The organism is Pseudomonas sp. GW460-LB5, from assembly GCF_059423245.1.
On sequence record NZ_JBWKXT010000018.1, the window covers coordinates 44,662 to 71,415 of the forward strand.

The window sequence follows — 26,754 nt, forward strand, 5'->3', positions numbered from 1 at the left end:
CCCCCGGCGATGGGCTGCAAGGCAGCCCCAATTACAGACAAAACCACACTAGCAGGCGGCCATCAGGTCATCTGGATGATGGTCTGCATGATGGTGCTTTCGGTGGAAATGGTCTTGGCGTTGGCCTGGTAGTTGCTCTGCGCCTTGATCAGGTTGACCAGCTCACCGGTAAGGTCGACGTTGGAGTCTTCCAGCGCACCGCCAGTAATCTGGCCCAAGGTACCAGTATCCGGGGCGCCGATCACCGGCACACCCGAGCCATAGGATTCTTTCCAGCTGGTGCCACCCACCGGGGTCAGGCCCTGCAGGTTGGCAAAGTTGGCGATCGCCACCTGGCCGATCACCTTGTCCTGGCCATTGGTGAAGTTGGCGAACATATTGCCGCTTTCGTCGATGGTCAGGCCCGAGAGCTCACCCGTGGCAAAGCCATCCTGGCTCTTGGCAGTGGTGGCGGAGGCTGCGTTGTACTGGGTGGTACCGAGCATGTCCAGGTTCACCCCGGCGACGTTGGCGGTAGCGCCGTTGGCGCTCCACACACCGGCGGCGTTCTTCTGTGCCGGGATCCAGTTGTCGAGGGTGAAGGTCTTGTTGGCCGCGATGGTCATGCCACCGGCCACCGGGCCTGCCGTCATCGAGGCAGAATCCAGGGTGCCGTCAGACTTGAACGGCAGATTGTTGGCCAGCGGCGTGGTCGAGGCCGGGTTGGCAGGGTTGCGCCCGTCGATGGTGGTGTACATGGTCCAGGAGTTGCTGGTGGCGTCCTTGACGAAGTACTGGTTCAGCTGGTGCGCGTTACCCTGGCTGTCATACACGTCGGTATTGAACGTGTAGTTATAGGTGCTGGTATTGGTCGGATCGAACGGCGTCTGGCTGGGCGCAGTCGCAGTGGAGTTGAGGTTGACGTTCTCGGAGATGCGCCCGGTCGGGTTGGGCGTCAGGTTCGAGGTGTCGATCTGCAGGTTGGTCAGCACGCCCTGGACGATCTTGCCGTTGGCATCCACTGCATAACCTTGCAGGTTGGCGCCCGACGAGTTGACCACGTAGCCGTCCTTGTCGCTGTAGAAAGCACCGGCACGTGTGTAGATCTTCGAGCCGTTGTCGTTCATCACGAAGAAGCCGTTGCCATCGATGGCCATGTCCAGCGCCTGGCCGGTGCCATTGATGTTGCCCGGCGTGAACAATTGCGACACAGCGGCAGTCTTCACACCCGTGCCGACCACGTTCTTGCCGGCACTGGTGCCGCGGATGGAGTTGGAATACTGGTCGGCGAACTCGGCGCGCGAGGACTTGAAGCCAGTAGTGGCAACGTTGGCAATGTTGTTGCCGGTAACGTTCAGGGCCTTGTTCGCTGCATAGAGGCCGCTAAGGCCGGTATTGAAAGACATGTGTAACTCCTGTCGTTTTGCTCAGGCCCTAGATGCCGATGCTTTGGATTTTGGAAAGCGCAACACTGCCCAGCCCAGCCAGGTTGAGCGTCATCTCAGAACCGTTGGTGCCCATGGTCACACTGGTAACGGAGGCCGGCAGGTTGGTGGTCATGGCCGTGGCCTTGCCGTCGATCGAAGCGGTGGCCTTGAAGGTGTAGGTACCGGCTGGCGCCGCTTCGCCGTCGTCGTTCAGGCCATTCCAGGTAAAGTCGACCTTGCCGGCTTTCTGGGTACCCAGGTCGAGGGTGCGTACCAGCTTGTCATCCTTGTCGTAGATGCCCACCGAGGTGGCGGTGCTGGACGACGTCAGGTTGACCGTGCCTTTCATATCCTTGCTGGTGTCGACCACAGCCTTGTCGGTCTGGACAATCACATTGCGCCCGACCAGTGACGAGGCCTGCAACGCCTGGGAAGACTGCAACCCTGCCGCGATATAGGTCACAGAATCGTTCAGCGACTGCATGCTCTCGAGGCTGCTGAACTGCGCCAGCTGCGCCACGAACTCGCCGTTTTCCTGTGGATCGAGCGGGTTCTGGTTCTTCATCTGGGTAACCAGCAACTGCAGAAAAGCATCTTTGCCCAGCGCGCTGCCGGCAGCGCCGGTGCTGCTGTCGGTCTTCGACGTCTGCTTCTGCAGCGAGGTCAGGTACGCGCTGCTGACGTCAGAGGTGGAATTGGTGGTGGTCATGTCGGCTTCCTATCACTGCCCCAGGGTCAGGACTTTCTGCATCATGCTCTTGGCCGTGTTCATCAGCTCGGCGTTGGTCTGAAACGCACGGCTGGCGGAGATCATGTCTGCCATCTCCTCGACCACATTGACGTTCGGGTAATAGACGTAGCCGTCCTTGTTCGCCGCCGGATGATTGGGCTCGTAGCGTGCTTCCAGGGTGCTCTGATCCTCGACGATGCCTTTTACCTGCACGCCCTGCCCTGCTTCGCCCTGGTCTTCGAACAGCGACTGGCTGCTGCCGGCTTGCGCATCCTGGAAGGTGGTGGCGAACACGGGGTGGCGGGCGCGGTACGTCTGGTCGATGCTCGAAGAAACGGTTTCGGCGTTGGCAATGTTGGAAGCGACGGTGTTAAGGCGCGTGTTCTGCGCGCTCATGCCGCTACCGGCAATATTGAAGACACTGGAAAGGGACATGGTCATTCTCCCCGCAGGGCCGATACCAGCCCTTTGAATTTGCTGTTGAGCAAGGTGAAGCTGGCCTGGAAGCCAATGGCGTTTTCGGTATAGTTCGATTGCTCGATCTGCGCGTCCACGGTGTTCTGGTCGATCGACGGCTGCAGCGGCGTGCGGTACTTGAGGGTATCGTCGGCTGCGATGGCGAGGCCTTCGGCTTCGATGTGGCGGCTATTGGTGCGGTCCATGGCGAAACGGCCGCTTTGCTGCTTGTCGCTTTCGGCGGCCAGCACAGAGGCGAAGTCCATGTCACGCGCCTTGTAGTTGGGCGTGTCGGCGTTGGCGATGTTGTTGGCCAGCACTTCGGCGCGCTGGGCGCGGAAGCCCAGAGCCTTTTCGTGAATACCAAGCGCCTTGTCGAAGCTGATGCTCATGTCGGGGAAACCTTCGGAGGTTGACCGGAATATCGTTGAGCAAGGTATAGCAAGGGCTGTGCCAACCCATGCAAAGCCCGCAAATACGGGGCTACGAGGCGCAGTGCTGTCAGGGTGATGCCAGAAAAGCGGCAAAGGCCTTCCGCCCACGGCGGCGAAAGCGGCAATTGCCGGGCGGCAAATGCGGCAAATCAAAAAATTGACGTCAGGGATTTTCCTGTGCCGGCCCCTTCGCGGGTAAACCCGCTCCCACAAGGACCCGTGCAAGGCCTGAGGGCGGCACCGAACCTGTGGGAGCGGGTTTACCCGCGAAGAGGCCGGCACATACAGCAAAAAGGCCGGCAGTTTTCGCTGCCAGCCTTCTTGATTACTTGGCCTGGTAGATGATCCCCGGGCTGCACTGGACCATCTGGTAATGGTCCGGCAACCCGTTCAGCGCTTCCGAAGCACCAAGGAACAGGTAGCCACCTGGCTTCAGTGTGCTGTGAATGCGCAGCAGGATGTCCCGTTTCACCTGCGCCGAGAAGTAAATCAGCACGTTGCGGCAGAACACGATGTCGAACTTGCCCAGGGCGGCATAGCTGTCGAGCAGGTTGAACGAGCGGAATTCGACGCGGCTGCGAATCGCCGGCTTGACCGCCCAGCGCCCCGGCCCCTTGGGGTCGAAGTAGCGCTGCAGGCGCTCCTGGGACAAGCCGCGGGCGATGGCCAGGCTGTCATACTCACCGGTCTTGCAGTTGGTCAGCATGGTGCCGGACAGGTCGGTGGCAACGATCTGCGCGCCCATCTTCAATTGGCCAAGGTTGCTGCGCTCGAACTCGTCGATGGCCATCGAAATGGAATACGGCTCCTGGCCCGACGAACAGGCCGCCGACCACATGCGCAGGCGCTGGCCGGGGTTGTTGCGGATGAACTCGGGAATCACCTTGTTCTTCAGCACTTCGAACGGGTAGGTATCGCGAAACCACAGGGTTTCGTTGGTGGTCATCGCATCCACCACCTGCTCACGCAAACCACCGCGCGGCTGGGCCTGGATGCGTTGCACCAGTTCGCCCAGGCTCTTGATGCCCTGTTGCTCCATCAGCTTGTTGAGACGGCTGGAAACCAGGTACTGCTTATTCTCGCCCAGCAGGATGCCACAGGCTTTCTCCAGGAATACCCGGAACTGTTCGAAATCCAAATTACCCGTAGACACTCTTGCCGCCTCTTTTCAATCACTGGTGCCGGGGGCGTGCCCCCGGCTGCTTCAATGCGCTGCCTTGATCCGGTCGACCACCCGCTGGGCCAGGTCGTCCGGCTTGAACTTGGCCAGGAAGTCATCGGCACCGACCTTCTTGACCATTGCCTGGTTGAACACCCCGGAAAGCGAAGTATGCAGGCAGATGTGCAATTTTTGCATGCGCGGGTCGCTGCGGATCTCCGCCGTTAGCGTATAGCCGTCCATTTCCGGCATTTCAATGTCCGAGATCATCATCAGGAACTCTTCTTCCGGCTTTTTGCCCTCCTCCACCAGCTGGCGCAGGTAGTTCAGGGCCTGACGGCCATCATTGAGCGCCACCACCTCCACCCCCACGGTCTGCAGGCAGCGGCTGACCTGCTTGCGTGCCACCGACGAATCGTCCACGGTCAGCACCCGCATCAGCACGGCCTTGTCCTGCGTCTCGGCATCGATCACCCCGGCCGAGACCGACTCGGACGACGGCGACACTTCGGCCAGCACCTTCTCCACATCGATGATCTCGACCATGCGGTTGTCCACCCGGGTGACCGCCGTCAGGTAGTGGTCACGGCCGGTGCCCTTGGGTGGCGGATGGATCTCTTCCCAGTTCATGTTGACGATGCGCTCCACCGAGTGCACCAGAAAGCCCTGGGTCTTGGTGTTGTACTCAGTGATGATCACGAAGCTGTTGCGCGTCTCTTCCTGCAGCGGCCGCAACCCGGTGGCCATCGACAAGTCGAGGATCGGGATGGTCGCCCCGCGAATGTTGGCAACGCCACGCACCACCGGGTGCGCCTTGGGCAGCAGGGTCAGCGCAGGGCATTGCAGCACTTCCCTGACCTTGAACACGTTGATGCCGTAAAGCTGTTCGCCGTTGAGGCGGAACAGCAGCAATTCCAGGCGATTCTGCCCCACCAGCTGCGTGCGCTGGTTGACCGAATCCATAACACCCGCCATGCCAGACTCCTTATCTTTCAGCCTTTCGTTGCAACTCAGGTTACGAGTCGGCACGGGCTTTGCTTTTTTGAGCGTCATGCATACGAAAACGACATTTTTCCGACGATTGACGCGCCTGCTGACGGGCTCGCTGGCCACGTTGTGCCTGCTGGTGCCCGGCGTTCGCACGGTAGCGGACGCGCTCACCTTGCCTGAACAGCTTATCGGTGTCACCCAAGGGTTTCTTGAATTCACCGTCGAAGATTACCTGGCTACCACCCAGACCCCCGGCCGCTATGAAATCCAGGTCAACCCGCTGGACCCACGCCTGCGCATGCCGTTGTGCAGCCAGCAGCTGGACGCCTCGCTGGAAAGCCCTTCCCTGCCACTTGGCCGGGTAACGGTACGGGTGCGCTGCGACAGTGCGGCCCCGTGGACGGTGTTTGTCCCGGCCACGGTACGGCTGTTCCGCGACGTGGTGGTGGTCACCCGCCCGCTCAAGCGCGACAACACAGTGGGCGAAGGCGACGTGGCCCTGCGCGAGCGCGATGTCGGCACCCTTGGCCAGGGTTTTCTGACCGAACTGGACCAGGCAGTGGGCATGAAGATGCTGCGCCCCACGGTGATCGACCAGGTACTTACCCCGCAACATCTGGAGCAGGCCGAGGTGGTGCGCAAGGGCGACCAGGTGGTGATCATCGCCCGCAGCGGCAGCCTGAGCGTGCGCATGCCGGGCGAGGCCCTGAGCAAAGGCGGCCTGAGCGAACAGATACGGGTACGCAACCTGAATTCCAAACGGGTGGTCAAGGCCAGGGTGACGGGCCCGGGCCAGGTCGAGGTGAGCATGTAGCCCGCCACAGATTGCGCTGGCAGGGAGGAACCGCTTTTCCTAAACTGTGTCAGAGAACGGGTTGGCGAGCTTGCTGACAGGCGGCCAAGCATTTGTGCCTAAAGTTTCTTTCGGGCTGGCCGAAAACAAGGCAAGCGTCCAAATACCCAGAGGTTCCTGATCATGGTCATCGACTTCAGTCGTTTGAATAACTCTCCGTCCGTCACGGGCGGCGTGCGCGGCAACACCGCGGCGGGCAATGCCGAAAAACCGGCAGCCAGCCAGGAAGCGGTGAAAGACACCAGCGCCAGCGGAGAAGCGGTACACCTCAGCCAAGAGGCACAGCAGTTGCAAAAGGTCAGCGACAAGCTGCGCGACGAGCCGGTTGTCAACAGTGCCCGTGTGGCCCAGTTGAAACAGGCGATCGCCGACGGCAGCTACCAGGTCGATGCCGGCCGGGTCGCCAGCAAACTGCTCGATTTCGAAGCCCAGCGCTGACCCCTCGGCGCGCTGACTTCACGGACGCTAGAAAAGCCAAGAGTTAGCCATGCACGACACCACCTTGCTGCAACTGATCGAAGATGACATTGCCCCGATGCAGGAACTGCTCGACCTTCTGAATAAAGAAGCGATCGCCCTGCATGGCCGCGACATGCCGCTGCTGGAACAGATCCTGGCGCGCAAGCAGTCGCTGATCATCTTGCTCGAGCAGCATGGCCAGCGCCGCAGCCAGTTGCTCGGCAGCCTGGGCCTGAGTGCCGATCGCACTGGCGTGCAGGCGGTAGCCGCACAATCGCCCCATGGCGACGCGATGCTGCAGCGGCTCGACATGCTGTCGAAACTGATGGACGACTGCCAGCAGGTCAACCAGACCAACGGCCGGATCATCCAGGTACAGCAACACGTCACCAACAACCAGATCAGAATCCTCATGGGCGGCGACTCACCGTCGCTCTACGATAGCCGAGGCAGCACCTCGCCGCTGGCCAAGCCACGGGCCCTCAGCCAAGTGTGATTTTTCTATCAAGGCACGGAACATACTGGCAAAATGCCGTTACTTGCGTGTGTCGCTTTTGCCTGGAGAACGATAAGCCGTGTTCAATGAAACCGAAGCCCCGCAACCGCCAAAGGTGCTGAACACCCCCTTGGAGATTGCGGCCAACTTGCGGCAGCTGCAGGAAAGCCACGACCCCCTGATCATCACCTTCCATGACCGCAGCCAGCGCTTCCAGAGCTATGTGGTGCACGTGGACCGTGAAAGCAACACCCTGGCACTGGACGAGATGATCCCGCGCGACGGTGAAAAATTCATCGAAAACGGCGAGCACTTCCGCGTTGAGGGCTTTCACGATGGCGTACGCATCGCCTGGGAATGCGACCACGCGCTGAAGATCACCGAAGTCAACGGCCACCGCTGCTACAGCGGTGCCATGCCGCAGGAGATGACCTACCACCAGCGCCGCAACGCCTTCCGCGCCGCGCTGAAGCTGTCGCAACTGGTCGACATCATTCTCGATGGCACCCACCTGAAGGGTAACGGCGCCCTGCGTGGCAAGCTGCTGGACATCTCGGCCACCGGGTGCAAACTGCGCTTTGAAGGCAATGTCGAAGATCGCCTGCAGCTGGGCCAGGTGTACGAACGTTTCAAGGCGGGTAACCCGCTGGGCCTGGTGGACACCATGGTCGAACTGCGGCACCTGCACTATGAAGAGCGCATCAATACCACCTTTGCCGGCGTGCGCTTCCACAACCTGAGCGGGCAGGCACAGCGCAAGATCGAGAGCTTTGTGTATCAGCTGCAGCGTGAGGCGCGACGGTTTGACAAAGACGACTATTGATCGTCGCCTGAATGCGAAAACGCCACCTGCTGAGGTGGCGTTTTCATTTGCGTTCTTCCTGCCCCGGCCTCTTCGCGGGGCAAGCCCGCTCCCACAGTGGTGGCGTCAAACCTGAGGCTATACAGTACCTGTGCGAAGAGGCCAGTGCAGGCTTATACCGACTTGCTGACCTCCTCCGGTTCAGCAGCCTGTTGCTCAGCACCTTTATCTTCTTCCTCGGTATCCTCAGCCGCCACCGGCGCCTGCATCACGTCCTGCACGGTCTGCTCATCCACCCGAGGGTCCAGCGCCGCCGACAAGGGCGAACCGGCTGCCGGCATCGCCACGTGGCCCAGCGGCGCATCCTGCACCTGGTGCAGCCCGGTAACCGCCTTCGGCCGAATGCGCCACACCAGCACCAAGGCGAAAAATACAAAGAACGCATACAGCATCTGCGCGCCCAGCATTTTCATCAGAACGCCCGCCGCCAATGGCCCGATACACGCGCCTACGCCGTAGGTGACCAGCAACATGGCCGTCAGCGACACCCGCCGCTCGCTTTCCACGTGGTCGTTGGAAAACGCCACCGCCAGCGGGTACAGGCAGAACTGCAGCAACGAAATCAGGAAGCCGAACCCGAACAGCAACTCCAGCGGCACACTGGGCAGTATCGCCAATGGCGCAGCGGCCAGCGCCAGGCCTATTGCCACGCTGCGGATCAGCACCGCCCGGTCGTAACGGTCAGACAACCAGCCCAGCGGCCACTGCACCAGCAGGCCGGCAAAAATGCAGCTACCCATGAACAGACCGATCTGCTCGGTCGTCATCCCTTGGCTTGAGGCATACAAAGGCGCCAGGCCGTAGAACGAGCCAACGATCAACCCCGAGCCCAATACCGTACTGAGCGACTGCGGCACGCGCTTGATGAAGAACTTCGGCTCCATCGGTGCCGGGCGCAAGGGTGCCGGGTGAATACGCCGGGTCATTGCCACCGGCACCAGGCACAGGGCAAAGCACATCGCCACCAGCATCAGCAGCTCCGGGCCAAGCTCAGGGTGCACCACCAGAATCAGCTGGCCGAGCACCAGCCCCAGGTACGAGGCGATCATGTAGCCGCTGAACACCGCGCCGCGGTGCTTCACATCGGCCTGCTCGTTGAGCCAGCTTTCAATGACCATGTACTGGCACATCATCCCCAGGCCGACGATCATCCGCAGCCCGACCCAGGCCGGTAGCCAACTGGTCATGCCATGGCCAAGTACCGCCGCGCCGACGATACCGGCGCAGGTGGCATAAGCGCGAATGTGCCCTACCCGGCCAATCAGCCGGTGGCCGACCTTGCCGCCGACGGCCAGGCCAAAGTAGTTGGCCGCCATCAACGCACCCACCCACAGGCTGTCGACATGGTCGGCCGCCAGGCGCAGGGCCAGGTAGGTACTGAGCAGGCCAGAACCGATCAACATCATCAGCGCGGCGAAATACAACGACTGAAACGGCTTCCATACATTTCGCATACGTACCGAGAAGCTCCCTGATCAGGTGACGGTTGGGTGCTAGAAGCATACGGGCAAAAATTGTGTCGCGCAGGCCCCGGCAGCGAAATAGCGCTGCCAGGGCGTGTCCGGTGCAGGTGATGTCGCGATCAGGCCTGCGCCGCCAGCACCCGGCGCTCCCACGGGGTGATCTCGTCGAAGAAATCAGTCAGCTCCAGGGTTTTGCTGGCGATGTAGCCTTCGATGAACTCGCTGCCGAACAGTTCCCGTGCCAGCGCGCTGCGCTTGAGCCGTTCGAGGGCGGCATGCAGGGTACATGGCAGGCTCAGGTGCTCGGGCACTTCGAACTCGCCCTGGATGGCCGGCGATGGCTGCAGGCGCTGCTCGATGCCGTGCAACCCGGCGGCCAGGCTGGCGGCGATGGCCAGATAGGGGTTGGCGTCGGCGCCGGGCAGGCGGTTTTCGACCCGCCGCGCTGCCGGTGCACTGGCCGGAATGCGCAGGCCGGCGGCACGGTTGTCCTCGGACCAGCAGGCATTGTTTGGCGAGGCATAGGGGTGGCACAGGCGCTGATAGGAATTGACGTTGGGCGCGAACAGCGCGGTGAAGTCGGCCATGCACGCCTGCAGGCCACCGATGAAATGGTGGAAGGTGTCGGTCGGCCGGCCTTGCTCGTCATTAAACACGTTACGCCCGCTGCCGGTTTCGACCAGGCTCTGGTGAATGTGCATGGAGCTGCCGGGCGTGCGCGCCAACGGCTTGGCCATGCACACCACGGTCAGCCCATGCTTGAGCGCCACTTCCTTGAGCAGGTGCTTGAACAGGAAGGTCTGGTCAGCCAGCACCAGCGGGTCGCCGTGCAACAGGTTGATCTCGAACTGGCTGACGCCCATTTCGTGCATGAACGTGTCGCGCGGCAGGCCGAGCGCAGCCATGCAGTGGTACACCTCTTTGAAGAACGGTCGCAGGCCGTTGTTGGAGCTGACACTGAACGCCGAATGGCCTAGCTCGCGGCGGCCATCGCTGCCAACGGGAGGCTGGAACGGCTGCTGCGGGTCGCTGTTGGGGGCAAACACGAAGAATTCGAGCTCGGTCGCCACCACAGGCGCCAACCCCAGCGCGGCATAGCGGGCGATCACCGCCTTGAGCTGGCCCCGGGTGGACAGTGCCGAGGGCCGGCCATCCAGTTCATTGGCATCGCAGATGGCCAGGGCGCGGCCGTCGCTGCTCCAGGGCAGGCGATGCACCTGGCTGGGTTCGGCCACCAGCGCCAGGTCACCGTCGTCGCTGCCGTAGAATTTCGCCGGTGGGTAACCGCCCATGATGCATTGCAGCAACACTCCCCGGGCCATCTGCAGGCGGCGGCCTTCCAAAAAGCCTTCGGCAGTCATCACCTTGCCGCGCGGGACGCCGTTGAGGTCGGGGGTGACGCATTCGATTTCATCGATGCCGTGAAGCTGAGCAGTGCTCATGACGCTTGTCCTTGTTGTTGTACGCTGACAACAACATAGGCTGGGGGTGTTTAAAATATCAAGCACCCGCTTTCAACACCGCGTGCTCCCCTTCGCGGGCATGCCCGCTCCCACAGGTACGGCGCCGCCCTTGAAGTTAGCGAGATCCCTGTGGGAGCGGGCGCGCCCGCGAAGAGGCCAGCACTGGCAACCTCTATTCCCGCAAGGTAATGCCGTTGGCCGGCAGCGGCAAAGCAGTCTTGTACCGCACCTGCTTCAAGGCAAAACTCGAGCGGATATTCGCCACCCCCGGCAACCGCGTCAGGTAGTCAAGAAACCGCTCCAGCGCCTGAATGCTCGGCAGCAGTACCCGCAACAGGTAATCCGGGTCCCCGGTCATCAAGTAGCACTCCATCACCTCGGGCCGTTCGGCAATTTCCTCCTCGAAGCGGTGCAACGACTGCTCCACCTGCTTTTCCAGGCTGACATGGATGAACACGTTTACATCCAGCCCCAGCGCTTCGGGTGACAGCAACGTCACCTGTTGGCGGATTACCCCAAGTTCTTCCATGGCCCGCACGCGGTTGAAACAGGGCGTGGGCGACAGGTTGACCGAGCGGGCCAGCTCGGCGTTGGTAATGCGGGCGTTTTCCTGCAGGCTGTTGAGAATGCCGATATCGGTACGATCGAGTTTGCGCATGAGACAAAATCACCGGTTTTTTGTGTTTATGCGGAATGTTTATCTGCACCGCTCGGCAAAGGCAATCAACTTGAGAGAAAAATTCTCCTGCCGGACCACTAAGATGTAGATGACGCTGACCTACCAGTCACAAGCCGGTGTTCAGCGGCGGCCGCTTCAGAGCTCACAAAAACAAATACCCGAGCGAGCGTAAAAAGCATGAACGAGTACGCCCCCCTGCGTTTGCATGTGCCCGAGCCCACCGGCCGGCCAGGCTGCCAGACCGATTTTTCCTACCTGCGCCTCAACGACGCAGGTCAAGCCCGTAAACCCCCCGTCGATGTCGAGGCTGCCGACACTGCCGACCTGGCTCACAGCCTGGTCCGCGTGCTCGATGAGCAGGGCGACGCCCAAGGCCCTTGGGCTGAAGACATCGACCCGCAAGTCCTGCGCCAAGGCATGCGTGCCATGCTCAAGACGCGGATTTTCGACAGCCGCATGGTGGTTGCCCAGCGCCAGAAGAAGATGTCCTTCTACATGCAGAGCCTGGGCGAAGAAGCCATCGGCAGCGGCCAGGCGCTGGCGCTGAACCGTACCGACATGTGCTTCCCTACCTACCGCCAGCAAAGCATCCTGATGGCGCGAGACGTGTCGCTGGTCGAAATGATCTGCCAGCTGTTGTCCAACGAACGCGACCCGCTCAAGGGCCGCCAGCTACCAATCATGTACTCGGTACGCGAGGCTGGCTTCTTCACCATCAGCGGTAACCTGGCGACCCAGTTCGTGCAGGCGGTCGGCTGGGCCATGGCCTCGGCGATCAAGGGCGATACCAAGATCGCCTCGGCGTGGATCGGCGACGGTGCCACAGCCGAGTCAGACTTTCACACCGCCCTCACCTTTGCCCACGTGTACCGCGCCCCGGTAATCCTCAACGTGGTCAACAACCAGTGGGCCATTTCTACCTTCCAGGCCATCGCCGGTGGCGAATCGACCACCTTCGCCGGCCGTGGCGTGGGCTGCGGCATTGCCTCGCTGCGGGTGGACGGCAACGACTTTGTCGCTGTCTACGCCGCCTCGCGCTGGGCAGCCGAACGCGCCCGCCGCGGCCTAGGCCCAAGTCTGATCGAGTGGGTCACCTACCGTGCCGGCCCGCACTCGACCTCGGACGACCCCTCCAAGTACCGCCCTGCCGATGACTGGAGCCACTTCCCGTTGGGCGACCCGATCGCCCGCCTGAAGCAGCACCTGATCAAGATCGGCCACTGGTCCGAGGAAGAGCACCAGGCCACCACGGCCGAATTCGAGGCTGCGGTCATTGCCGCACAAAAAGAAGCCGAGCAGTACGGCACCCTGGCCAACGGTCACATCCCAAGCGCCGCCTCGATGTTCGAGGACGTGTACAAGGAGATGCCCGACCACCTGCGCCGTCAACGCCAGGAACTGGGGGTTTGAGATGAACGATCACAACAACAGCATCAACCCGGAAACCGCCATGGCCACCACTACCATGACCATGATCCAGGCCCTGCGCTCGGCCATGGATGTCATGCTTGAGCGCGACGACAATGTGGTTGTCTACGGCCAGGACGTCGGCTACTTCGGTGGCGTGTTCCGCTGCACCGAAGGCCTGCAGAACAAGTACGGCAAGTCCCGCGTGTTCGACGCGCCAATCTCCGAAAGCGGTATCGTCGGTACCGCCGTGGGCATGGGCGCCTACGGCCTGCGCCCGGTCGTGGAAATCCAGTTCGCCGACTACTTCTACCCGGCCTCCGACCAGATCGTCTCGGAAATGGCGCGCCTGCGTTACCGCTCAGCCGGCGAGTTCATCGCCCCGCTGACCCTGCGCATGCCGTGCGGCGGTGGCATCTATGGCGGCCAGACCCACAGTCAGAGCCCGGAAGCGATGTTCACCCAAGTGTGCGGCCTGCGCACTGTCATGCCATCCAACCCGTATGACGCCAAAGGCCTGCTGATTGCCTCGATCGAATGCGACGACCCGGTGATCTTCCTGGAGCCCAAGCGCCTGTACAACGGCCCGTTCGACGGCCACCACGACCGCCCGGTAACGCCGTGGTCGAAGCACCCACACAGTGCTGTGCCAGACGGCTACTACACCGTACCGCTGGACAAGGCCGCCATTACCCGCCCCGGCAATGACGTGACCGTGCTCACCTACGGCACCACGGTGTACGTGGCCCAGGTGGCCGCCGAGGAAAGCGGCGTCGATGCTGAAGTGATCGACCTGCGCAGCCTGTGGCCGCTGGACCTGGACACCATCGTCGAGTCGGTGAAAAAGACCGGCCGCTGCGTGGTGGTGCACGAGGCCACCCGTACCTGCGGCTTCGGTGCCGAGCTGGTGTCGTTGGTGCAAGAGCACTGCTTCCACCACCTGGAGGCGCCCATCGAGCGCGTCACCGGCTGGGACACCCCCTACCCTCACGCGCAGGAATGGGCGTATTTCCCAGGGCCTTCGCGGGTAGGTGCGGCATTGAAAAAGGTCATGGAGGTCTGAATGGGCACGCACGTCATCAAGATGCCGGACATTGGCGAAGGCATCGCACAGGTCGAGTTGGTGGAATGGTTCGTCAAGGTCGGCGACATGATCGCCGAAGACCAGGTGGTGGCCGACGTCATGACCGACAAGGCCACTGTGGAAATCCCTTCGCCGGTCAGCGGCAAGGTGCTGGCACTGGGCGGCCAGCCCGGTGAAGTGATGGCGGTCGGTAGCGAACTGATCCGCATCGAAGTGGAAGGCAGCGGCAACCATGTGGATGTGCCTCAGGCCAAACAGATAGAAACGCCCGCCGCCCCTGTGGCAGCCAAGCCAGAACTGCAGAAAGACGTAAAACCCGCTGCGTACCAGGCACCCGTCAACCACGAAGCTGCGCCCATCGTGCCGCGCCAGCCGGGCGACAAGCCGCTGGCCTCACCGGCGGTGCGCAAGCGTGCGCTGGATACCGGTATCGAACTGCGCTATGTGCACGGCAGCGGCCCGGCCGGGCGCATCCTGCACGAAGACCTTGACGCCTTCATGAGCAAGCCGCAGAGCGCCGCCGGGCAAGCCCCCAATGGCTATGCCAAGCGCACCGACAGCGAGCAGGTGCCGGTGATCGGCCTGCGCCGCAAGATCGCCCAGCGCATGCAGGATGCCAAGCGCCGGGTCGCGCACTTCAGCTATGTGGAAGAAATCGACGTCACCGCCCTGGAAGCCCTGCGCCAGCAGCTCAACAGCAAGTACGGCGACAGCCGCGGCAAGCTGACCCTGCTGCCGTTCCTGGTGCGTGCCTTGGTCGTGGCGCTGCGTGACTTCCCGCAGATCAACGCCACCTACGACGATGAAGCGCAGGTCATCACTCGCCATGGCGCGGTGCATGTAGGCATTGCTACCCAGGGTGACAACGGCCTGATGGTGCCAGTGCTGCGCCATGCCGAAGCGGGCAGCCTGTGGGCCAATGCCGGCGAGATTTCGCGCCTGGCCAACGCTGCGCGCACCAACAAGGCCAACCGCGAGGAGCTGTCGGGTTCAACCATCACCCTGACCAGCCTGGGCGCCCTCGGCGGCATCGTCAGCACTCCGGTGGTCAACACCCCGGAAGTGGCAATTGTCGGCGTCAACCGCATGGTTGAGCGGCCGGTGGTGATCGACGGCCAGATCGTCGTGCGCAAGATGATGAACCTGTCCAGCTCGTTCGACCACCGCGTGGTCGACGGCATGGACGCCGCGCTGTTCATCCAGGCCGTGCGTGGCCTGCTCGAACAACCCGCCTGCCTGTTCGTGGAGTGAGCATGCAACAGACTATCCAGACTACCCTGTTGATCTTCGGCGGTGGCCCTGGTGGCTACGTGGCCGCCATCCGCGCCGGGCAACTGGGCATCCCGACCGTGCTGGTGGAAGGCCAGGCACTGGGCGGTACCTGCCTGAACATCGGCTGCATTCCGTCCAAGGCGCTGATCCATGTGGCCGAGCAGTTCCACCAGACTTCACGCTTTGCCGGGCCGTCGGACCTGGGCATCAGCGTTGCTTCGCCGCGCCTGGACATCGGCCAGAGCGTGGCCTGGAAGGACGGCATCGTCGACCGCCTGACCACCGGGGTAGCTGCCCTGCTGAAGAAGCACGGGGTCAAAGTGATTCACGGCTGGGCGAAGGTGCTTGATGGCAAGCAGGTCGAGGTTGATGGCCAGCGCATCCAGTGCGAACACCTGTTGCTGGCCACCGGTTCCAGCAGCGTCGAACTGCCGATGCTGCCGCTGGGTGGGCCAGTGATTTCCTCGACCGAAGCGCTGGCACCGACGGCACTGCCGCAACACCTGGTGGTGGTGGGCGGGGGCTATATCGGCCTTGAGCTGGGCATTGCCTACCGCAAACTGGGCGCGCAGGTCAGCGTAGTGGAGGCGCGTGAGCGCATCCTGCCGACCTACGACAGCGAATTGACCGCCCCGGTGGCCGAGTCGTTGAAGAAGCTGGGCATCGCCCTGCACCTTGGCCACAGCGTCGAAGGTTACGAAAACGGTTGCCTGCTGGCCAACGACGGCAAGGGCGGGCAACTGCGCCTGGAAGCCGACCAGGTGCTGGTGGCCGTGGGCCGCCGGCCACGCACCCAAGGCTTCAACCTGGAATGCCTGGACCTGAAAATGAACGGCGCCGCCATTGCCATCGACGAACGCTGCCAGACCAGCATGCACAACGTGTGGGCCATCGGCGACGTGGCCGGCGAACCGATGCTGGCACACCGGGCCATGGCCCAGGGCGAGATGGTGGCCGAAATCGTCGCCGGCAAGGCACGCCGCTTCGAGCCTGCCGCGATTGCTGCTGTGTGCTTCACCGACCCGGAAGTGGTAGTGGTCGGCAAAACCCCGGAGCAGGCCAGCCAGCAAGGGCTGGACTGCATCGTCGCGCACTTCCCGTTTGCCGCCAACGGCCGGGCGATCAGCCTGGAATCGAAGAGCGGTTTCGTGCGCGTGGTGGCGCGCCGGGACAATCACCTGATCCTGGGCTGGCAAGCGGTTGGCGTGGCGGTTTCCGAACTGTCTACGGCGTTTGCCCAGTCGCTGGAGATGGGCGCGTGCCTGGAGGATGTGGCCGGCACCATCCATGCCCACCCGACGCTGGGTGAGGCGGTACAGGAAGCGGCATTGCGCGCCCTGGGCCACGCCCTGCATATCTGACACTGAAGCGGCCGAGGCCGATTTGGCCCGCTGCGCCGCGAGGCGCCGCGGGTCTTTTTTCATTCAGGCCACGGGACGATCCAGTAACAGGCACCGCTCCCACAATCACCGCGCGCTACTCGGCTATGGCGTTCTTGCCTGCCGCCTTGGCCCGGTACAGCGCCTTGTCGGCGCGCGCCAGCAGCGCAGGCTGGTCCTCTCCTTCCTGCCATTGGACCACGCCATAGCTCAGGGTCAGCCGGCAATCGCCCACAGGCTCCAGCTGCTCAATCACCTGACGCAAGCGTACCGCCACCTCAAGTGCATCCCTCAGCGTGGTCTGCGGCAGTACAAGGACAAACTCATCCCCGCCCCAGCGGGCCAACAGGTCCAGTTCACGCTGGCAGGTGCGCAGGTTTTCGGCCACCCGCACCAGCGCCGCATCGCCCCTAGCATGGCCGTAGCGGTCGTTGATCGGCTTGAAGTCATCCATGTCCATGGCGATCAGCGACAACGGCTGGCGGAAGCGCTTGGCCCGCTCGCACTCCAGTTGCAGGGTCTTGTCCAACCGATAGCGGTTGGCAATGCGGGTCAATGCATCGCGCTCGGCCAACTCGCGGTTTTCGTCCAGTTGCCGCTGCAACTGCTGGTTCACCCAGGACAGCTCGCGAGTGCGCTCGGCCACTAGGCACTCCAGCGACTGGTTCTTCTGTTCCAACTGGGCCACCCGGCGTTTGCCGGCATCGATATTACGGTGCGCCCCGAGCATGCGCGCCACCGAACCGTCCTGGTTATGGGCAATGATGTAGCCGCTGTCTTCGATCCACAGATAGCTGCCATCCTGGCAACGACAGCGGTATTCGATGAGGTAGCGCTCGTTGCGCTGGTTGATATACGCCTCGAAATGCGCCATTACCCGCGGGTAGTCCTCCGGATGGATCACGCTTTCCCAGGTGAGGACTGAATTGGCCATTGAATGGCTGGTGTAGCCGAGCATGGCGTACCAGCCCGGGTTGCGATAGACGTAGCCGGTATTGGCATTCCAGTCCCAGATGCCATCGCTGATCAACTCGAACAAGGTGTGCAATTGCTGTTCACTGAAGCCGGCGGGTGCCGGCCCGGTTTCCTGATTCATGGACGCTCTCCCTGATGCCCAGCAACTGCGCCCCGTTCACGGGGCTGCCGACAGTGGTGGTAATTGCCGCAGGCGGCAAGAGGATGCTTGAACCGGCAAGCATATGCCCCCCGTGCTGCTACCGGAAATAGTCGCAACGCGCTATTTTCGCCCACCGCTGCAGGCGGTATGGCTGCCGAAGTGTTTCGTATAAGATATCCGCACCGCCTGATTCTGGAATTTCCCGTGCCGTTGCCGTCTTTCAAAGCTACCGACCTGGGTGCAACGCCCTCGATGTCGGAAATCATCGCCAAACACCTGCGCGAGGCAATTATCTCGGGGCAGCTGGCCGAAGGCGAACCGGTGCGTCAGGACGAAGTGGCGCAGGCGTTCAACGTCAGCAAGATCCCGGTGCGCGAAGCCCTGAAGCGCCTGGAAGCCGAAGGCCTGGTGGACTTTCAGCGCAACCGTGGCGCGCTGGTTACCCGCATCTCGGAACCTGAACTGGCGCAGATGTTCGAGGTACGTGTGTTGCTGGAAGTGCAAGCGATTCGCCTGGCGATTCCGAACATGACCGAAGCACATTTTGCCCAGGCCGAAGCCATCTGCGCGGAGTTCATCGGCGAGGACGATGTGGGCCGCTGGGCCGACCTGAACTGGGCGCTGCACGCCTGCCTGTACGAACCGGCGCGGCGGCCTTACCTGGTCGGCCTTATCCGCTCGATCCATGACAAGGTGGAACGCTACCTGCGCATGCAAATGAGCCTGTCAGCGGGCAAGCTGCGCGCGGATCACGAGCACCGGGATATCGTTGCCGCCTGCCGGGCGCGGGATGTAGAACTGGCGGCGCGGCTGATAGAAGAACACATCAATGGCGTGTGCCAGAGCCTGTACGAGCACCTGCCCCATAACTGACCCGACAGGCTATCACCGCCGCGTGCAGGAGCAGCCTCCTGCGGCCCTTACAGAAAAACCATGACGTATTGATTTAACGGGGACGCTGTGGGAGCGGGCTTGCCCCGCGAACACCGGCAAAGCCGGTGCCATACACCCCGTGGCCCCCTTCGCGGGACCAGCCCGCTCCCACAATGACCCCGTTCTATCCTGCCAATGGCTCGATTGGAAATCTCCCTTTCTGGCTTCGTTTTTGCTTATCTAGATATCGTATACGAAATACCATATAAGGAATCGGCGGCTCCGATTTCCCCGGCGCCACCCTGCCTACTCCTTCTTCCAATAATTACGTATCGGAGTGCAAAACCATGGCCACACCCTATTCGGCGGCATCAGCGAATGTCGCAAACACAGCAGACAAGGCCCCTGCGGGCATCAAGCGTGTGGTAGCTGCGGCCATGGCCGGCGCAGTCGCCGAGTGGTACGAATTCTTCCTCTACGGCACCGCCTCGGCGCTGGTGTTCGGCCAGCTGTTCTTTCGCCAGACGGGCAGCGCCATGGACGGCATCATTGCCGCCTTTGCCCTCTACGCAGTGGGCTTTCTCGCCCGCCCCATCGGTGGCCTGGTGTTTGGCCATTACGGCGACAAGGTCGGCCGCAAGCATTTGCTGCAGATCAGCCTGATCGTGGTCGGAATAACCACCTTCCTGATGGGCTGCCTGCCCACCTTCGAGCGCATCGGCTATGCCGCGCCCATCCTCCTGGTGGTGTTGCGGCTGATCCAGGGCTTCGCCTTCGGCGGCGAATGGGGCGGCGCGGTGCTACTGGTGTCCGAGCACAGCCCGGACAACCGCCGCGGCTTCTGGGCCAGCTGGCCGCAAGCGGGCGTGCCGGCCGGCAACCTGATCGCCACCATCATCCTGCTGTTGTTATCGTCCAACCTTAGCGAGGCGCAGTTCCTGGACTGGGGCTGGCGGGTGGCCTTCTGGTTCTCGGCAGTGGTGGTGCTGATCGGTACTGGATCCGCACCCGAGTCGATGATGCCCCCATCTTCAAGGAAGCCCAGGCCAAGCAGCAGAAGCTGGAAAGCCAGCAACTGGGCGTAGTGGAGGTGGTCACCAAATACTGGCGCGAAGTGCTGATCGGCATTGGCGCGCGCTTTGCGGAAAACATCCTCTACTACACCGTGGTCACTTTCTCCATCACCTACCTGAAACTGGTGGTGCACAAAGACACTTCGCAAATTCTGCTGCTGATGTTCGGCGCTCACCTGCTGCACTTCTTCATGATCCCGGCCATGGGCTACCTCTCAGACATCATCGGCCGCAAGCCGGTGTACCTGATCGGCGCCGTGCTCACCGCGTTCTGGGGCTTTGTCGGTTTCCCGATGATGGACACCGGCAACGACTGGCTGATCATGGCGGCCATCACGCTGGGCCTGGCCATCGAGTCGATGACCTATGCGCCGTACTCGGCCTTGATGGCCGAACTGTTCCCCACCCACGTGCGCTACACCGCCCTGTCGTTGTGCTACCAGGTGGCGCCAATCCTGGCTGGCTCGCTGGCCCCGCTGATCGCCGTCACCTTGCTGAAGGAATACAACAGCTCCACGCCTATTGCCTGGTACCTGGTGGGCGCGGCAGCGATCTCGATTGTTGCCGTGGCGGCAGCCAAGGAAACCCGCGGCAAGTCGCTGCGCGCCGTTGACGAAGAATCCGTGGCCCGCAACGCCGGCCGTTAAGCAACCCATAAAAATCACACAACAATAGGTAACCACCATGAGCAATATCTTCAACGGCACCATGCCCGCCCTGATGACCCCGTGCACCGCCGCGCGCAAGCCGGACTTTGACGCGCTGGTGCGCAAGGGCCACCAGCTGATCGAGGCCGGCATGAGCGCCGTGGTGTACTGCGGATCGATGGGCGACTGGCCACTGCTGACCGAGGCCGAGCGCCAGGAAGGCGTGGCGCGCCTGGTGGCCGCCGGCATCCCGACCATTGTCGGCACTGGCGCGGTGAACACCCGTGAAGCGGTATCCCATGCCGCCCACGCCGCCAAGGTCGGCGCCGCCGGCCTGATGGTCATCCCTCGCGTGCTCAGCCGCGGTGCCTCGCTGATCGCCCAGAAGCACCACTTCTCGGCCATCCTCGCCGCCGCGCCCAAGCTGCCAGCGGTGATCTACAACAGCCCCTATTACGGCTTCGCCACCCGCGCCGATCTGTTCTTCGAGTTGCGTCGCGAATTCCCCAACCTGATCGGCTTCAAGGAGTTCGGCGGTGGTGCCGACCTGCGTTATGCCGCCGAGCACATCACCTCCAAGGATGACGACGTGACCCTGATGGTCGGCGTGGACACCCAGGTGGTGCATGGCTTCGTCAACTGCAACGCCACCGGCGCCATCACCGGCATCGGCAATGCCCTGCCCCGTGAGGTGCTGCACCTGGTGAGCCTGAGCAAGCAGGCGGCCAAAGGCGATGCCAAGGCCCGTCGCCTGGCGCGCGAACTGGAAGCGGCGCTGGCGGTGCTGTCGTCGTTCGATGAGGGATGCGACCTGGTGCTGTATTACAAGCACCTGATGGTGCTGAACGGCGACAGCGAGTACAGCCTGCATTTCAACGAAACCGACGTGCTGACCGACGCCCAGCGCAACTATGCCGAGCAGCAATACGCGCTGTTCCGCAGCTGGTACGCCAACTGGTCGGCCGAGCAGAACATCGCCTGATTACCAAGGCCCCGCCGCGTTCTCTGTGGGAGCGGGCTTGGCCCGCGAAGCAGGCGACGCGGTGCCTGGCACCGGCTTTGCCGGTGTTCGCGGGCACGCCCGCTCCCACAGGGATGGCGGTGCAGCAGCGCCTGAGGCAACACGCCTCAGGAAAAATCGGCAGGATGTTGTGCAGAGAATTCGTTTGAGGTCCTTGGCCTTATTGTCCATGGTGGCAGGCTGGTAGCTATTTGCCACGCGTGGACGCAGGCGCATGACGATGCCTGCGTTGGGGGACGTTGTCGGATCCCCCCAACAATAAGAGAGGACAAGGAAATGCAATCCAACGGTTTGAAGCAAAGCCTCAAGCAGCGGCACATCACCATGATCGCACTGGGCGGGGTGATCGGTGCAGGGCTGTTCATGGGCTCGGGCGCACTGATCGCATCGGCAGGGCCTGCGGCCATCCTGTCGTATTTCATTGGTGGCCTGGTGGTCACTCTGGTGATGTTCATGCTGGGCGAAATGGCCTGTCGCAACCCGGATGCGGGGTCATTCTCGACCTATGCCAACACCTGGCTCGGCGACTGGGCAGGGTTTTCAGTCGGCTGGCTGTACTGGTTCAAGTCGATGATGACCATCACCCTCGAAGCGGTACTGCTGGGCGCCATCCTGCATGACTTTCTACCCTGGCTGCCGATCTGGGCAGGCGCCTTCCTGATGTTGGTGACACTGATGGCCAACAACGCCTACTCGGTGCGTTCGTTTGCCGAAGTGGAGTATTGGCTGGCGGCCATGAAGGTCGCCACCATCCTCATCTTCATGCTGCTGGGCATCTCGATCCTGCTGGGCCTGCACAACGACATTCCTTCGCCTGGCCTGGTCAACCTCACCGCCCACGACGGGTTCATGCCCAATGGCCTGTCGCCCGTCATGGCGGGTGTCATCGTGGTGATATTCTCCCTGGGCGGCAGCGAAATTGCCGCGGTGGCCGCAGGTGAATCAGAGAACCCGCGGCAGAACGTGATTCGCGCGATCAAGAGCGTGATCCTGCGAGTGATGTTGTTCTACGTTGGCTCCGTGTCGATCCTGATCCTGTGCCTGCCATGGACCGACAAGGCCAACCTGGCCTCGCCCTATGTTTCGCTCTTCACCCTGGCCGGGTTCGGCGGTGCTGCGGTGGCCATGAAACTGGTGCTGTTCGTCTCGTTCATGTCGGTGATGAACTCGTTCATGTTCTCCAACTCGCGCATGCTGTTCTCGCTTAGCCAGCGCGGGCACGCGCCCAAGCTGTTCTCGCGCACCAGCGCCAAGGGCGTGCCGATCAATGCACTGCTGCTGAGCCTGTCGATCTGCACGATGATCCTGACCGTGCACTTTATCAGCGCCGGTGACCTGTTCATGACCCTGGCCAAGAGTACCGGCAGCCTGGTGATGGTCGTATGGATCTTCATCATCATCGCCCACGTGGCCATGCGCTGGAGAACCCGTCACGAAGCGGTCGACCCCAAGGCCTTTCGCGCCTGGCTGTTCCCGTACGCCAACATCGTTGCGCTGTTCGCCCTGCTGGCAGTGATTGGCACCCAGGCGTTCGACCCGGCGTCGCGTTTCCAGTTCTGGTTCACGGTGCTGACGCTACTGCTGGTTGTGGCGGGGTACTTCCTGATGCGCCAGCAAACGGCGGCCGCTGCAAAGGAGGCGGAGGTCAAGACAGGAGAGACAAGAAATGGCGTCCCAGGCAGGAATTGAACCTGCAACCTTCCCCTTAGGAGGGGGATGCTCTATCCAATTGAGCTACTGAGACGCTACGACCGGCAGCGAGCGCTGCACAGCGGGACGGCCAGCATGTTAACCAGCATGCTGGCATTTGTCATGCACCTACCGGGCTTTTTCGCGTAATCCTTTTCTGGCACTGCTACACCTGCGGCAGCACACCTTCATCGCGAAGCACCCCGAACAGGGCTGATACCGCAGCCTCCAGGGTTGTAGAGTTGTCCAGCAGGTGCACCGACGGATCAGGCAGTGCCTGCAAGCGGGCGCTGCGAGCCAGGCGCTGCTCGACTTCCTCGGCGGTTTCGCGGCCACGGGCCACCAGGCGCTGGCGCAACACCTGCGGCCTGACCTGTACAAGCACCGCCAACAGGCCCGGATAACGCTGACGCGCTTCGGCCAGGTAAGCGCGCGAGCCGTTCACCAGCACTGCCCGGCCCTCCGCCAGCCAGTCGTCCACCTGCCGGGGAATCCCGTAGTCCAGGCCGTTGGCGTGCCAGTGCATGGCAAAAGCACCCTGCACGCGCAGGGTCTCGAACTGTTCAGGCGTGACACCATGGGCGGCTTCGCCCTTGGCTTCGGCCGAACGGGTAATGACACGCCGGGCAATTTCTACCCCGGCAGCCGCCAGCCGCTCACGTGCAGCGTCGATCAGGGAATCTTTCCCCGAACCCGACGGTCCTACCAGAAATATCAACCGGCCTGTCCCTGATCGACGGTCGCTTGCGTCATGTTGCATAGCCACTATGCTCTATGAAGGGAAACCGCCGCATTCTAGGTGTTTTCCTGGCCTTTTGCTGCGTTTTACCTGTTTTTGACGGCAAAAGTCTGACGGTTGGGCAAGCCGGAGCATGTAAAACTTTTCAAACCAGTGCTCATTTCTGATAATTGGTACTGGCATAAAGCCTTTATCCGGCTCACTATTTGTCACAGAATTGACGCCAAGGAAACGGCGACCATAAGGCAAGATGAGCATCCATTTTTACTGACGGTTGAACATTTTGTCGTCGCCACGGTCGTATTTCCACCCCGTGCGGCCAATTTGAGAACCGCTTCCCCTGAACCAAAATCTGGTCAATTTATATGCGCCCAATGAAACAGGCTATTTATTCAAGCCGCACCGCTGACAAATTTGTCGTCCGCCTGCCAGACGGGATGCGTGAGCGCATTGCCGAGGTAGCGCGCAACCATCACCGCAGCATGAACTCTGAAATTATCGCGCGCCTGGAACAGAGCCTTATCCAGGAAGGTGCGTTGGGTGACGAGCTGAGCATGCGCCTGGACAGCCCTGAGCTGTCCCTGCATGAGCGCGAGTTGCTGCAGCGCTTCCGCCAACTGTCCCACCGACAGCAGAACGCCCTGGTTGCCCTCATCGCTCACGATGTGGAAATGGCCGCCGACGCTTCCTGAGGCGTGCAGCGCCCACAAAAAAGCCAGCGTAAGCTGGCTTTTTTGGGGGCGCCTGACTAGCCGCGCTGCAGCCCCTGTGGGAGCGGCCTTGTGTCGCGAAAGGGCTGCAAAGCAGCCCCGGGGCATCAGCAGCAATGCACAGATTTCTGGGGCTGCTTCGCAGCCCTTTCGCGACACAAGGCCGCTCCCACAGGGCCGCGCAACTGCAAGAAAAGGGGTTTACAGCAGGAACAGCGTAGCCAGGCCAAGGAAGATGAAGAAGCCGCCACTGTCCGTCACGGCAGTGATCATCACACTCGCCCCCATCGCCGGGTCGCGCCCCAGGCGGGCCAACGTCATCGGGATGAGCACACCCATCAGCGCCGCCAGTAACAGGTTCAAGGTCATCGCTGCGGTCATCACCACACCCAGTGACCAGCTGCCATACAACCAGAAAGCCACCGCACCAATCACGCCTCCCCAAACCAGGCCGTTGATCAGCGACACCGCCAGCTCCTTGCGCATCAGGCGACTGGTGTTGCCCGGCGACACCTGGTCCAGCGCCATGGCGCGGACGATCATGGTGATGGTCTGGTTACCCGAGTTGCCACCAATACCCGCAACGATCGGCATCAACGCCGCCAACGCCACCAGCTTTTCGATCGAGCCTTCGAACAGCCCGATCACGCGCGAGGCAACAAAGGCGGTGATCAGGTTGATCGCCAGCCATGCCCAACGGTTGCGGAACGAGCGCCAGACCGAGGCAAAGATATCTTCCTCTTCACGCAGACCCGCCATGTTGAGGACTTCGCTCTCGCTCTCCTCACGGATCAGGTCGACCATCTCGTCAATGGTCAAACGGCCAATCAGACGACCGCTCTTGTCCACTACAGGTGCCGATACCAGGTCATAACGCTCGAAAGCCTGCGCCGCATCATAGGCATCTTCCTCAGGCTGGAAGGACACCGGGTCGGTCGCCATGACCTCCGCTACCTTCTTCTCTGGGTCGTTGACCAGCAGGCGCTTGATCGGCAATACCCCTTTCAGGATGCCGTCATAATCGACCACGAACAGTTTATCGGTGTGGTTGGGCAGCTCTTTCAGGCGGCGCAGGTAGCGCAGTACCACCTCCAGGCTGACGTCTTCGCGGATGGTGACCATCTCGAAGTCCATCAGCGCACCGACCTGCTCCTCGTCGTAGCTCAGCGCCGAGCGCACACGCTCGCGTTGCTGGGCATCGAGGGTTTCCATCAGCTCGTGAACAACGTCACGCGGCAGCTCAGGGGCCAGGTCGGCCAGCTCGTCGGCGTCCATTTCCTTGGCGGCGGCCAGCAGCTCGTGATCGTCCATGTCGGCGATCAACGATTGACGAACCGAGTCGGAAACTTCCAGCAGGATGTCGCCATCGCGATCCGAGCGCACCAGCTGCCAGACCGTCAGGCGGTCTTCCAGGGGCAAGGCTTCGAGGATATAGGCGATGTCGGCGGGGTGCAGGTCATCAAGCTTGCGCTGCAGCTCGACGAGGTTCTGGCGGTGGACCAGGTTTTCTACCAGGTCATTGTGCGCGCCTTCCTGGCGGTGCGTCAGGTCTTCGACCACACGCTGGCGTTGCAGCAGTTCGACCACCTGGGCCAGGCGATCCTGCAGGCTTTCTTGCGCTTTTTTTACTTCTACTTCAGTCATAGGCGAACTCCACTCCCAGCAGCGGAGCACGCCGGGAGAATCAATCGGTCAGATCTTTCTGTATGAATCTTGTTAGCGAGTAACTACTGGGTAAGTCCATGGTGGTTTTCCACAAGCCCCGGCGGGGCTGACGGGCGCAATCATACACTGCTCAAGCTGTCAGATCGCTTAAAATTTTGGTCAGAACAATCGTTTGCGTGATAAAGGTGGGACAACGCTCGAAGCTATGAGTGCGACGATTGTTGTGGATGGGGAAGCACATTGAAGTTCAGGTACGCTGCGCCTGATCAATTTGGGGCTGCCTTACAGCCACACGCTACACCCTGCTCATTACAGAAGAGCTTAGATCGACATCGCCAACAATTCAGTGGCGCAAAAAACAAAAAGCCCGCTCAATTGAGCGGGCTTCTTGATGGGGTATGGCGGACTCAGCAGGATTCGAACCTGCGACCGCTCGGTTCGTAGCCGAGTACTCTATCCAGCTGAGCTATGAGTCCGTGGTGGTAGTTTTAGACCAGATTACCACTGGTTGACTGAAGCAGCTTTGCAAGCAGAGCCACTTCAAAAAGTGGCGGACTCAGCAGGATTCGAACCTGCGACCGCTCGGTTCGTAGCCGAGTACTCTATCCAGCTGAGCTATGAGTCCGTG

24 protein-coding genes, 3 tRNA genes and 1 pseudogene are annotated in these 26,754 nt (G+C 61.8%); 13 read left to right on the top strand and 15 right to left on the bottom strand.

What is annotated here, in order from left to right; all coding sequences use genetic code 11:
* Positions 1-62 precede the first annotated feature (62 nt).
* The 6 genes from flgE to AC07XM_RS13340 form a co-directional block, all read right to left on the bottom strand.
* Entirely contained in the window at positions 63-1,385 is a 1,323-nt protein-coding gene (gene flgE, locus AC07XM_RS13315; protein WP_095117252.1) for a flagellar hook protein FlgE, read from the bottom strand.
* 28 nt (positions 1,386-1,413) lie between these two features.
* Positions 1,414-2,115 (bottom strand): flagellar hook assembly protein FlgD, encoded by a 702-nt coding sequence (gene flgD, locus AC07XM_RS13320; protein ID WP_016488464.1) that lies wholly within the window; start codon positions 2,113-2,115, stop codon positions 1,414-1,416.
* A gap of 12 nt (positions 2,116-2,127) precedes the next feature.
* Positions 2,128-2,571, bottom strand: coding sequence for a flagellar basal body rod protein FlgC (gene flgC / locus AC07XM_RS13325; RefSeq protein ID WP_024087485.1), 444 nt, complete (start codon positions 2,569-2,571; stop codon positions 2,128-2,130).
* 2 nt (positions 2,572-2,573) lie between these two features.
* Entirely contained in the window at positions 2,574-2,984 is a 411-nt protein-coding gene (gene flgB, locus AC07XM_RS13330) for a flagellar basal body rod protein FlgB (protein ID WP_016488466.1), read from the bottom strand.
* 367 nt (positions 2,985-3,351) lie between these two features.
* Entirely contained in the window at positions 3,352-4,179 is an 828-nt protein-coding gene (gene cheR / locus AC07XM_RS13335; RefSeq protein ID WP_016488467.1) for a protein-glutamate O-methyltransferase CheR, read from the bottom strand.
* A 51-nt stretch (positions 4,180-4,230) separates the two neighbouring features.
* The gene (locus AC07XM_RS13340) at positions 4,231-5,160 is read right to left on the bottom strand and encodes a chemotaxis protein CheV (RefSeq protein WP_016488468.1); all 930 of its coding nucleotides are present in this window, start codon (positions 5,158-5,160) and stop codon (positions 4,231-4,233) included.
* A 76-nt stretch (positions 5,161-5,236) separates the two neighbouring features.
* Here AC07XM_RS13340 and flgA point away from each other — a divergent pair, with 76 nt between their 5' ends.
* The 4 genes from flgA (at position 5,237) to AC07XM_RS13360 (ending at position 7,806) form a co-directional block, all read left to right on the top strand.
* A complete protein-coding gene (gene flgA, locus AC07XM_RS13345; RefSeq protein WP_016488469.1) occupies positions 5,237-5,989 on the top strand; it encodes a flagellar basal body P-ring formation chaperone FlgA in 753 nt (250 codons plus the stop codon).
* Positions 5,990-6,151: 162 nt separating this feature from the next.
* Positions 6,152-6,466, top strand: coding sequence for a flagellar biosynthesis anti-sigma factor FlgM (flgM, locus tag AC07XM_RS13350; RefSeq protein WP_016488470.1), 315 nt, complete (start codon positions 6,152-6,154; stop codon positions 6,464-6,466).
* Between the two features lie 49 nt (positions 6,467-6,515).
* Complete coding sequence (locus tag AC07XM_RS13355; RefSeq protein WP_016488471.1) at positions 6,516-6,983, top strand: flagella synthesis protein FlgN; 468 nt, start codon at positions 6,516-6,518, stop codon at positions 6,981-6,983.
* A 79-nt stretch (positions 6,984-7,062) separates the two neighbouring features.
* Positions 7,063-7,806, top strand: a complete 744-nt coding sequence (locus AC07XM_RS13360; protein ID WP_016488472.1) for a flagellar brake protein — start codon at positions 7,063-7,065, stop codon at positions 7,804-7,806.
* A 152-nt stretch (positions 7,807-7,958) separates the two neighbouring features.
* On the opposite strand, the gene AC07XM_RS13365 is transcribed toward AC07XM_RS13360, so the two are convergent.
* The 3 genes from AC07XM_RS13365 to bkdR all read right to left on the bottom strand — a co-directional run bounded on the left by AC07XM_RS13365 (position 7,959) and on the right by bkdR (position 11,429).
* Positions 7,959-9,299: an MFS transporter gene (locus AC07XM_RS13365; protein WP_023047023.1), complete on the bottom strand. Its 1,341-nt coding sequence runs from the start codon at positions 9,297-9,299 to the stop codon at positions 7,959-7,961.
* Between the two features lie 128 nt (positions 9,300-9,427).
* A complete protein-coding gene (locus AC07XM_RS13370) occupies positions 9,428-10,669 on the bottom strand; it encodes a glutamine synthetase family protein (protein ID WP_161775557.1) in 1,242 nt (413 codons plus the stop codon).
* A 274-nt stretch (positions 10,670-10,943) separates the two neighbouring features.
* A complete protein-coding gene (bkdR, locus tag AC07XM_RS13375) occupies positions 10,944-11,429 on the bottom strand; it encodes a Bkd operon transcriptional regulator BkdR (RefSeq protein WP_102690105.1) in 486 nt (161 codons plus the stop codon).
* 198 nt (positions 11,430-11,627) lie between these two features.
* Here bkdR and AC07XM_RS13380 point away from each other — a divergent pair, with 198 nt between their 5' ends.
* From AC07XM_RS13380 to lpdA, 4 genes are read left to right on the top strand one after another with little or no spacing between them, the layout of a single operon-like run.
* Complete coding sequence (locus AC07XM_RS13380; RefSeq protein ID WP_016488475.1) at positions 11,628-12,860, top strand: 3-methyl-2-oxobutanoate dehydrogenase (2-methylpropanoyl-transferring) subunit alpha; 1,233 nt, start codon at positions 11,628-11,630, stop codon at positions 12,858-12,860.
* 1 nt (position 12,861) lies between these two features.
* Entirely contained in the window at positions 12,862-13,920 is a 1,059-nt protein-coding gene (locus tag AC07XM_RS13385; protein ID WP_016488476.1) for an alpha-ketoacid dehydrogenase subunit beta, read from the top strand.
* Positions 13,921-15,192 carry a dihydrolipoamide acetyltransferase family protein gene (locus tag AC07XM_RS13390; protein WP_016488477.1) on the top strand — a complete coding sequence of 424 codons (1,272 nt, stop codon included), beginning with the start codon at positions 13,921-13,923 and terminating at the stop codon, positions 15,190-15,192.
* A gap of 2 nt (positions 15,193-15,194) precedes the next feature.
* Positions 15,195-16,574, top strand: a complete 1,380-nt coding sequence (gene lpdA / locus AC07XM_RS13395; protein WP_102690106.1) for a dihydrolipoyl dehydrogenase — start codon at positions 15,195-15,197, stop codon at positions 16,572-16,574.
* Between the two features lie 115 nt (positions 16,575-16,689).
* Here lpdA and AC07XM_RS13400 read toward each other — a convergent pair whose 3' ends face one another.
* Positions 16,690-17,688 carry a sensor domain-containing diguanylate cyclase gene (locus AC07XM_RS13400; RefSeq protein ID WP_016488479.1) on the bottom strand — a complete coding sequence of 333 codons (999 nt, stop codon included), beginning with the start codon at positions 17,686-17,688 and terminating at the stop codon, positions 16,690-16,692.
* A 273-nt stretch (positions 17,689-17,961) separates the two neighbouring features.
* Between AC07XM_RS13400 and AC07XM_RS13405 the strand changes: the two genes are divergently transcribed.
* The 4 genes and pseudogenes from AC07XM_RS13405 to AC07XM_RS13420 all read left to right on the top strand — a co-directional run bounded on the left by AC07XM_RS13405 (position 17,962) and on the right by AC07XM_RS13420 (position 23,012).
* The gene (locus AC07XM_RS13405) at positions 17,962-18,582 is read left to right on the top strand and encodes a GntR family transcriptional regulator (RefSeq protein ID WP_096426987.1); all 621 of its coding nucleotides are present in this window, start codon (positions 17,962-17,964) and stop codon (positions 18,580-18,582) included.
* A gap of 347 nt (positions 18,583-18,929) precedes the next feature.
* A pseudogene (gene abaF / locus AC07XM_RS13410) lies at positions 18,930-20,302 on the top strand (fosfomycin efflux MFS transporter AbaF).
* 37 nt (positions 20,303-20,339) lie between these two features.
* Positions 20,340-21,284, top strand: a complete 945-nt coding sequence (locus AC07XM_RS13415; protein WP_197888965.1) for a dihydrodipicolinate synthase family protein — start codon at positions 20,340-20,342, stop codon at positions 21,282-21,284.
* A gap of 315 nt (positions 21,285-21,599) precedes the next feature.
* Positions 21,600-23,012 (top strand): amino acid permease, encoded by a 1,413-nt coding sequence (locus AC07XM_RS13420; RefSeq protein ID WP_024717732.1) that lies wholly within the window; start codon positions 21,600-21,602, stop codon positions 23,010-23,012.
* On the opposite strand, the gene AC07XM_RS13425 is transcribed toward AC07XM_RS13420, so the two are convergent.
* Both AC07XM_RS13425 and phnN read right to left on the bottom strand, forming a co-directional pair.
* A tRNA-Arg gene (locus AC07XM_RS13425) sits at positions 22,991-23,067 on the bottom strand. The two genes, AC07XM_RS13420 and AC07XM_RS13425, sit on opposite strands and share 22 nt — an antisense overlap.
* 111 nt (positions 23,068-23,178) lie before the next feature.
* On the bottom strand, positions 23,179-23,772 hold the full coding sequence (gene phnN / locus AC07XM_RS13430) for a phosphonate metabolism protein/1,5-bisphosphokinase (PRPP-forming) PhnN (protein ID WP_016488483.1): 594 nt from the start codon (positions 23,770-23,772) through the stop codon (positions 23,179-23,181).
* Between the two features lie 344 nt (positions 23,773-24,116).
* Between phnN and AC07XM_RS13435 the strand changes: the two genes are divergently transcribed.
* Complete coding sequence (locus AC07XM_RS13435; protein WP_003254499.1) at positions 24,117-24,443, top strand: Arc family DNA-binding protein; 327 nt, start codon at positions 24,117-24,119, stop codon at positions 24,441-24,443.
* Between the two features lie 219 nt (positions 24,444-24,662).
* On the opposite strand, the gene mgtE is transcribed toward AC07XM_RS13435, so the two are convergent.
* The 3 genes from mgtE to AC07XM_RS13450 form a co-directional block, all read right to left on the bottom strand.
* Complete coding sequence (gene mgtE / locus AC07XM_RS13440) at positions 24,663-26,105, bottom strand: magnesium transporter (protein WP_016488484.1); 1,443 nt, start codon at positions 26,103-26,105, stop codon at positions 24,663-24,665.
* A gap of 420 nt (positions 26,106-26,525) precedes the next feature.
* Positions 26,526-26,602 (bottom strand) — tRNA-Arg (locus AC07XM_RS13445).
* Between the two features lie 72 nt (positions 26,603-26,674).
* A tRNA-Arg gene (locus AC07XM_RS13450) sits at positions 26,675-26,751 on the bottom strand.
* Positions 26,752-26,754: the final 3 nt, after the last annotated feature.

Bases quoted from the DNA above. Each gene is read 5' to 3' on its own strand.
- mgtE (WP_016488484.1), bottom strand. From the start codon at position 26,105: ATGACTGAAGTAGAAGTAAAAAAAGCGCAAGAAAGCCTGCAGGATCGC.
- AC07XM_RS13355 (WP_016488471.1), top strand. From the start codon at position 6,516: ATGCACGACACCACCTTGCTGCAACTGATCGAAGATGACATTGCCCCG.
- AC07XM_RS13415 (WP_197888965.1), top strand. From the start codon at position 20,340: ATGAGCAATATCTTCAACGGCACCATGCCCGCCCTGATGACCCCGTGC.
- AC07XM_RS13420 (WP_024717732.1), top strand. From the start codon at position 21,600: ATGCAATCCAACGGTTTGAAGCAAAGCCTCAAGCAGCGGCACATCACC.
- AC07XM_RS13385 (WP_016488476.1), top strand. From the start codon at position 12,862: ATGAACGATCACAACAACAGCATCAACCCGGAAACCGCCATGGCCACC.
- lpdA (WP_102690106.1), top strand. From the start codon at position 15,195: ATGCAACAGACTATCCAGACTACCCTGTTGATCTTCGGCGGTGGCCCT.
- flgD (WP_016488464.1), bottom strand. From the start codon at position 2,115: ATGACCACCACCAATTCCACCTCTGACGTCAGCAGCGCGTACCTGACC.
- flgM (WP_016488470.1), top strand. From the start codon at position 6,152: ATGGTCATCGACTTCAGTCGTTTGAATAACTCTCCGTCCGTCACGGGC.
- AC07XM_RS13400 (WP_016488479.1), bottom strand. From the start codon at position 17,688: ATGAATCAGGAAACCGGGCCGGCACCCGCCGGCTTCAGTGAACAGCAA.
- bkdR (WP_102690105.1), bottom strand. From the start codon at position 11,429: ATGCGCAAACTCGATCGTACCGATATCGGCATTCTCAACAGCCTGCAG.
- AC07XM_RS13390 (WP_016488477.1), top strand. From the start codon at position 13,921: ATGGGCACGCACGTCATCAAGATGCCGGACATTGGCGAAGGCATCGCA.
- flgB (WP_016488466.1), bottom strand. From the start codon at position 2,984: ATGAGCATCAGCTTCGACAAGGCGCTTGGTATTCACGAAAAGGCTCTG.
- flgA (WP_016488469.1), top strand. From the start codon at position 5,237: ATGCATACGAAAACGACATTTTTCCGACGATTGACGCGCCTGCTGACG.
- phnN (WP_016488483.1), bottom strand. From the start codon at position 23,772: ATGCAACATGACGCAAGCGACCGTCGATCAGGGACAGGCCGGTTGATA.
- AC07XM_RS13365 (WP_023047023.1), bottom strand. From the start codon at position 9,299: ATGCGAAATGTATGGAAGCCGTTTCAGTCGTTGTATTTCGCCGCGCTG.
- flgE (WP_095117252.1), bottom strand. From the start codon at position 1,385: ATGTCTTTCAATACCGGCCTTAGCGGCCTCTATGCAGCGAACAAGGCC.
- AC07XM_RS13435 (WP_003254499.1), top strand. From the start codon at position 24,117: ATGCGCCCAATGAAACAGGCTATTTATTCAAGCCGCACCGCTGACAAA.
- AC07XM_RS13340 (WP_016488468.1), bottom strand. From the start codon at position 5,160: ATGGCGGGTGTTATGGATTCGGTCAACCAGCGCACGCAGCTGGTGGGG.
- flgC (WP_024087485.1), bottom strand. From the start codon at position 2,571: ATGTCCCTTTCCAGTGTCTTCAATATTGCCGGTAGCGGCATGAGCGCG.
- AC07XM_RS13370 (WP_161775557.1), bottom strand. From the start codon at position 10,669: ATGACTGCCGAAGGCTTTTTGGAAGGCCGCCGCCTGCAGATGGCCCGG.
- AC07XM_RS13405 (WP_096426987.1), top strand. From the start codon at position 17,962: ATGTCGGAAATCATCGCCAAACACCTGCGCGAGGCAATTATCTCGGGG.
- AC07XM_RS13380 (WP_016488475.1), top strand. From the start codon at position 11,628: ATGAACGAGTACGCCCCCCTGCGTTTGCATGTGCCCGAGCCCACCGGC.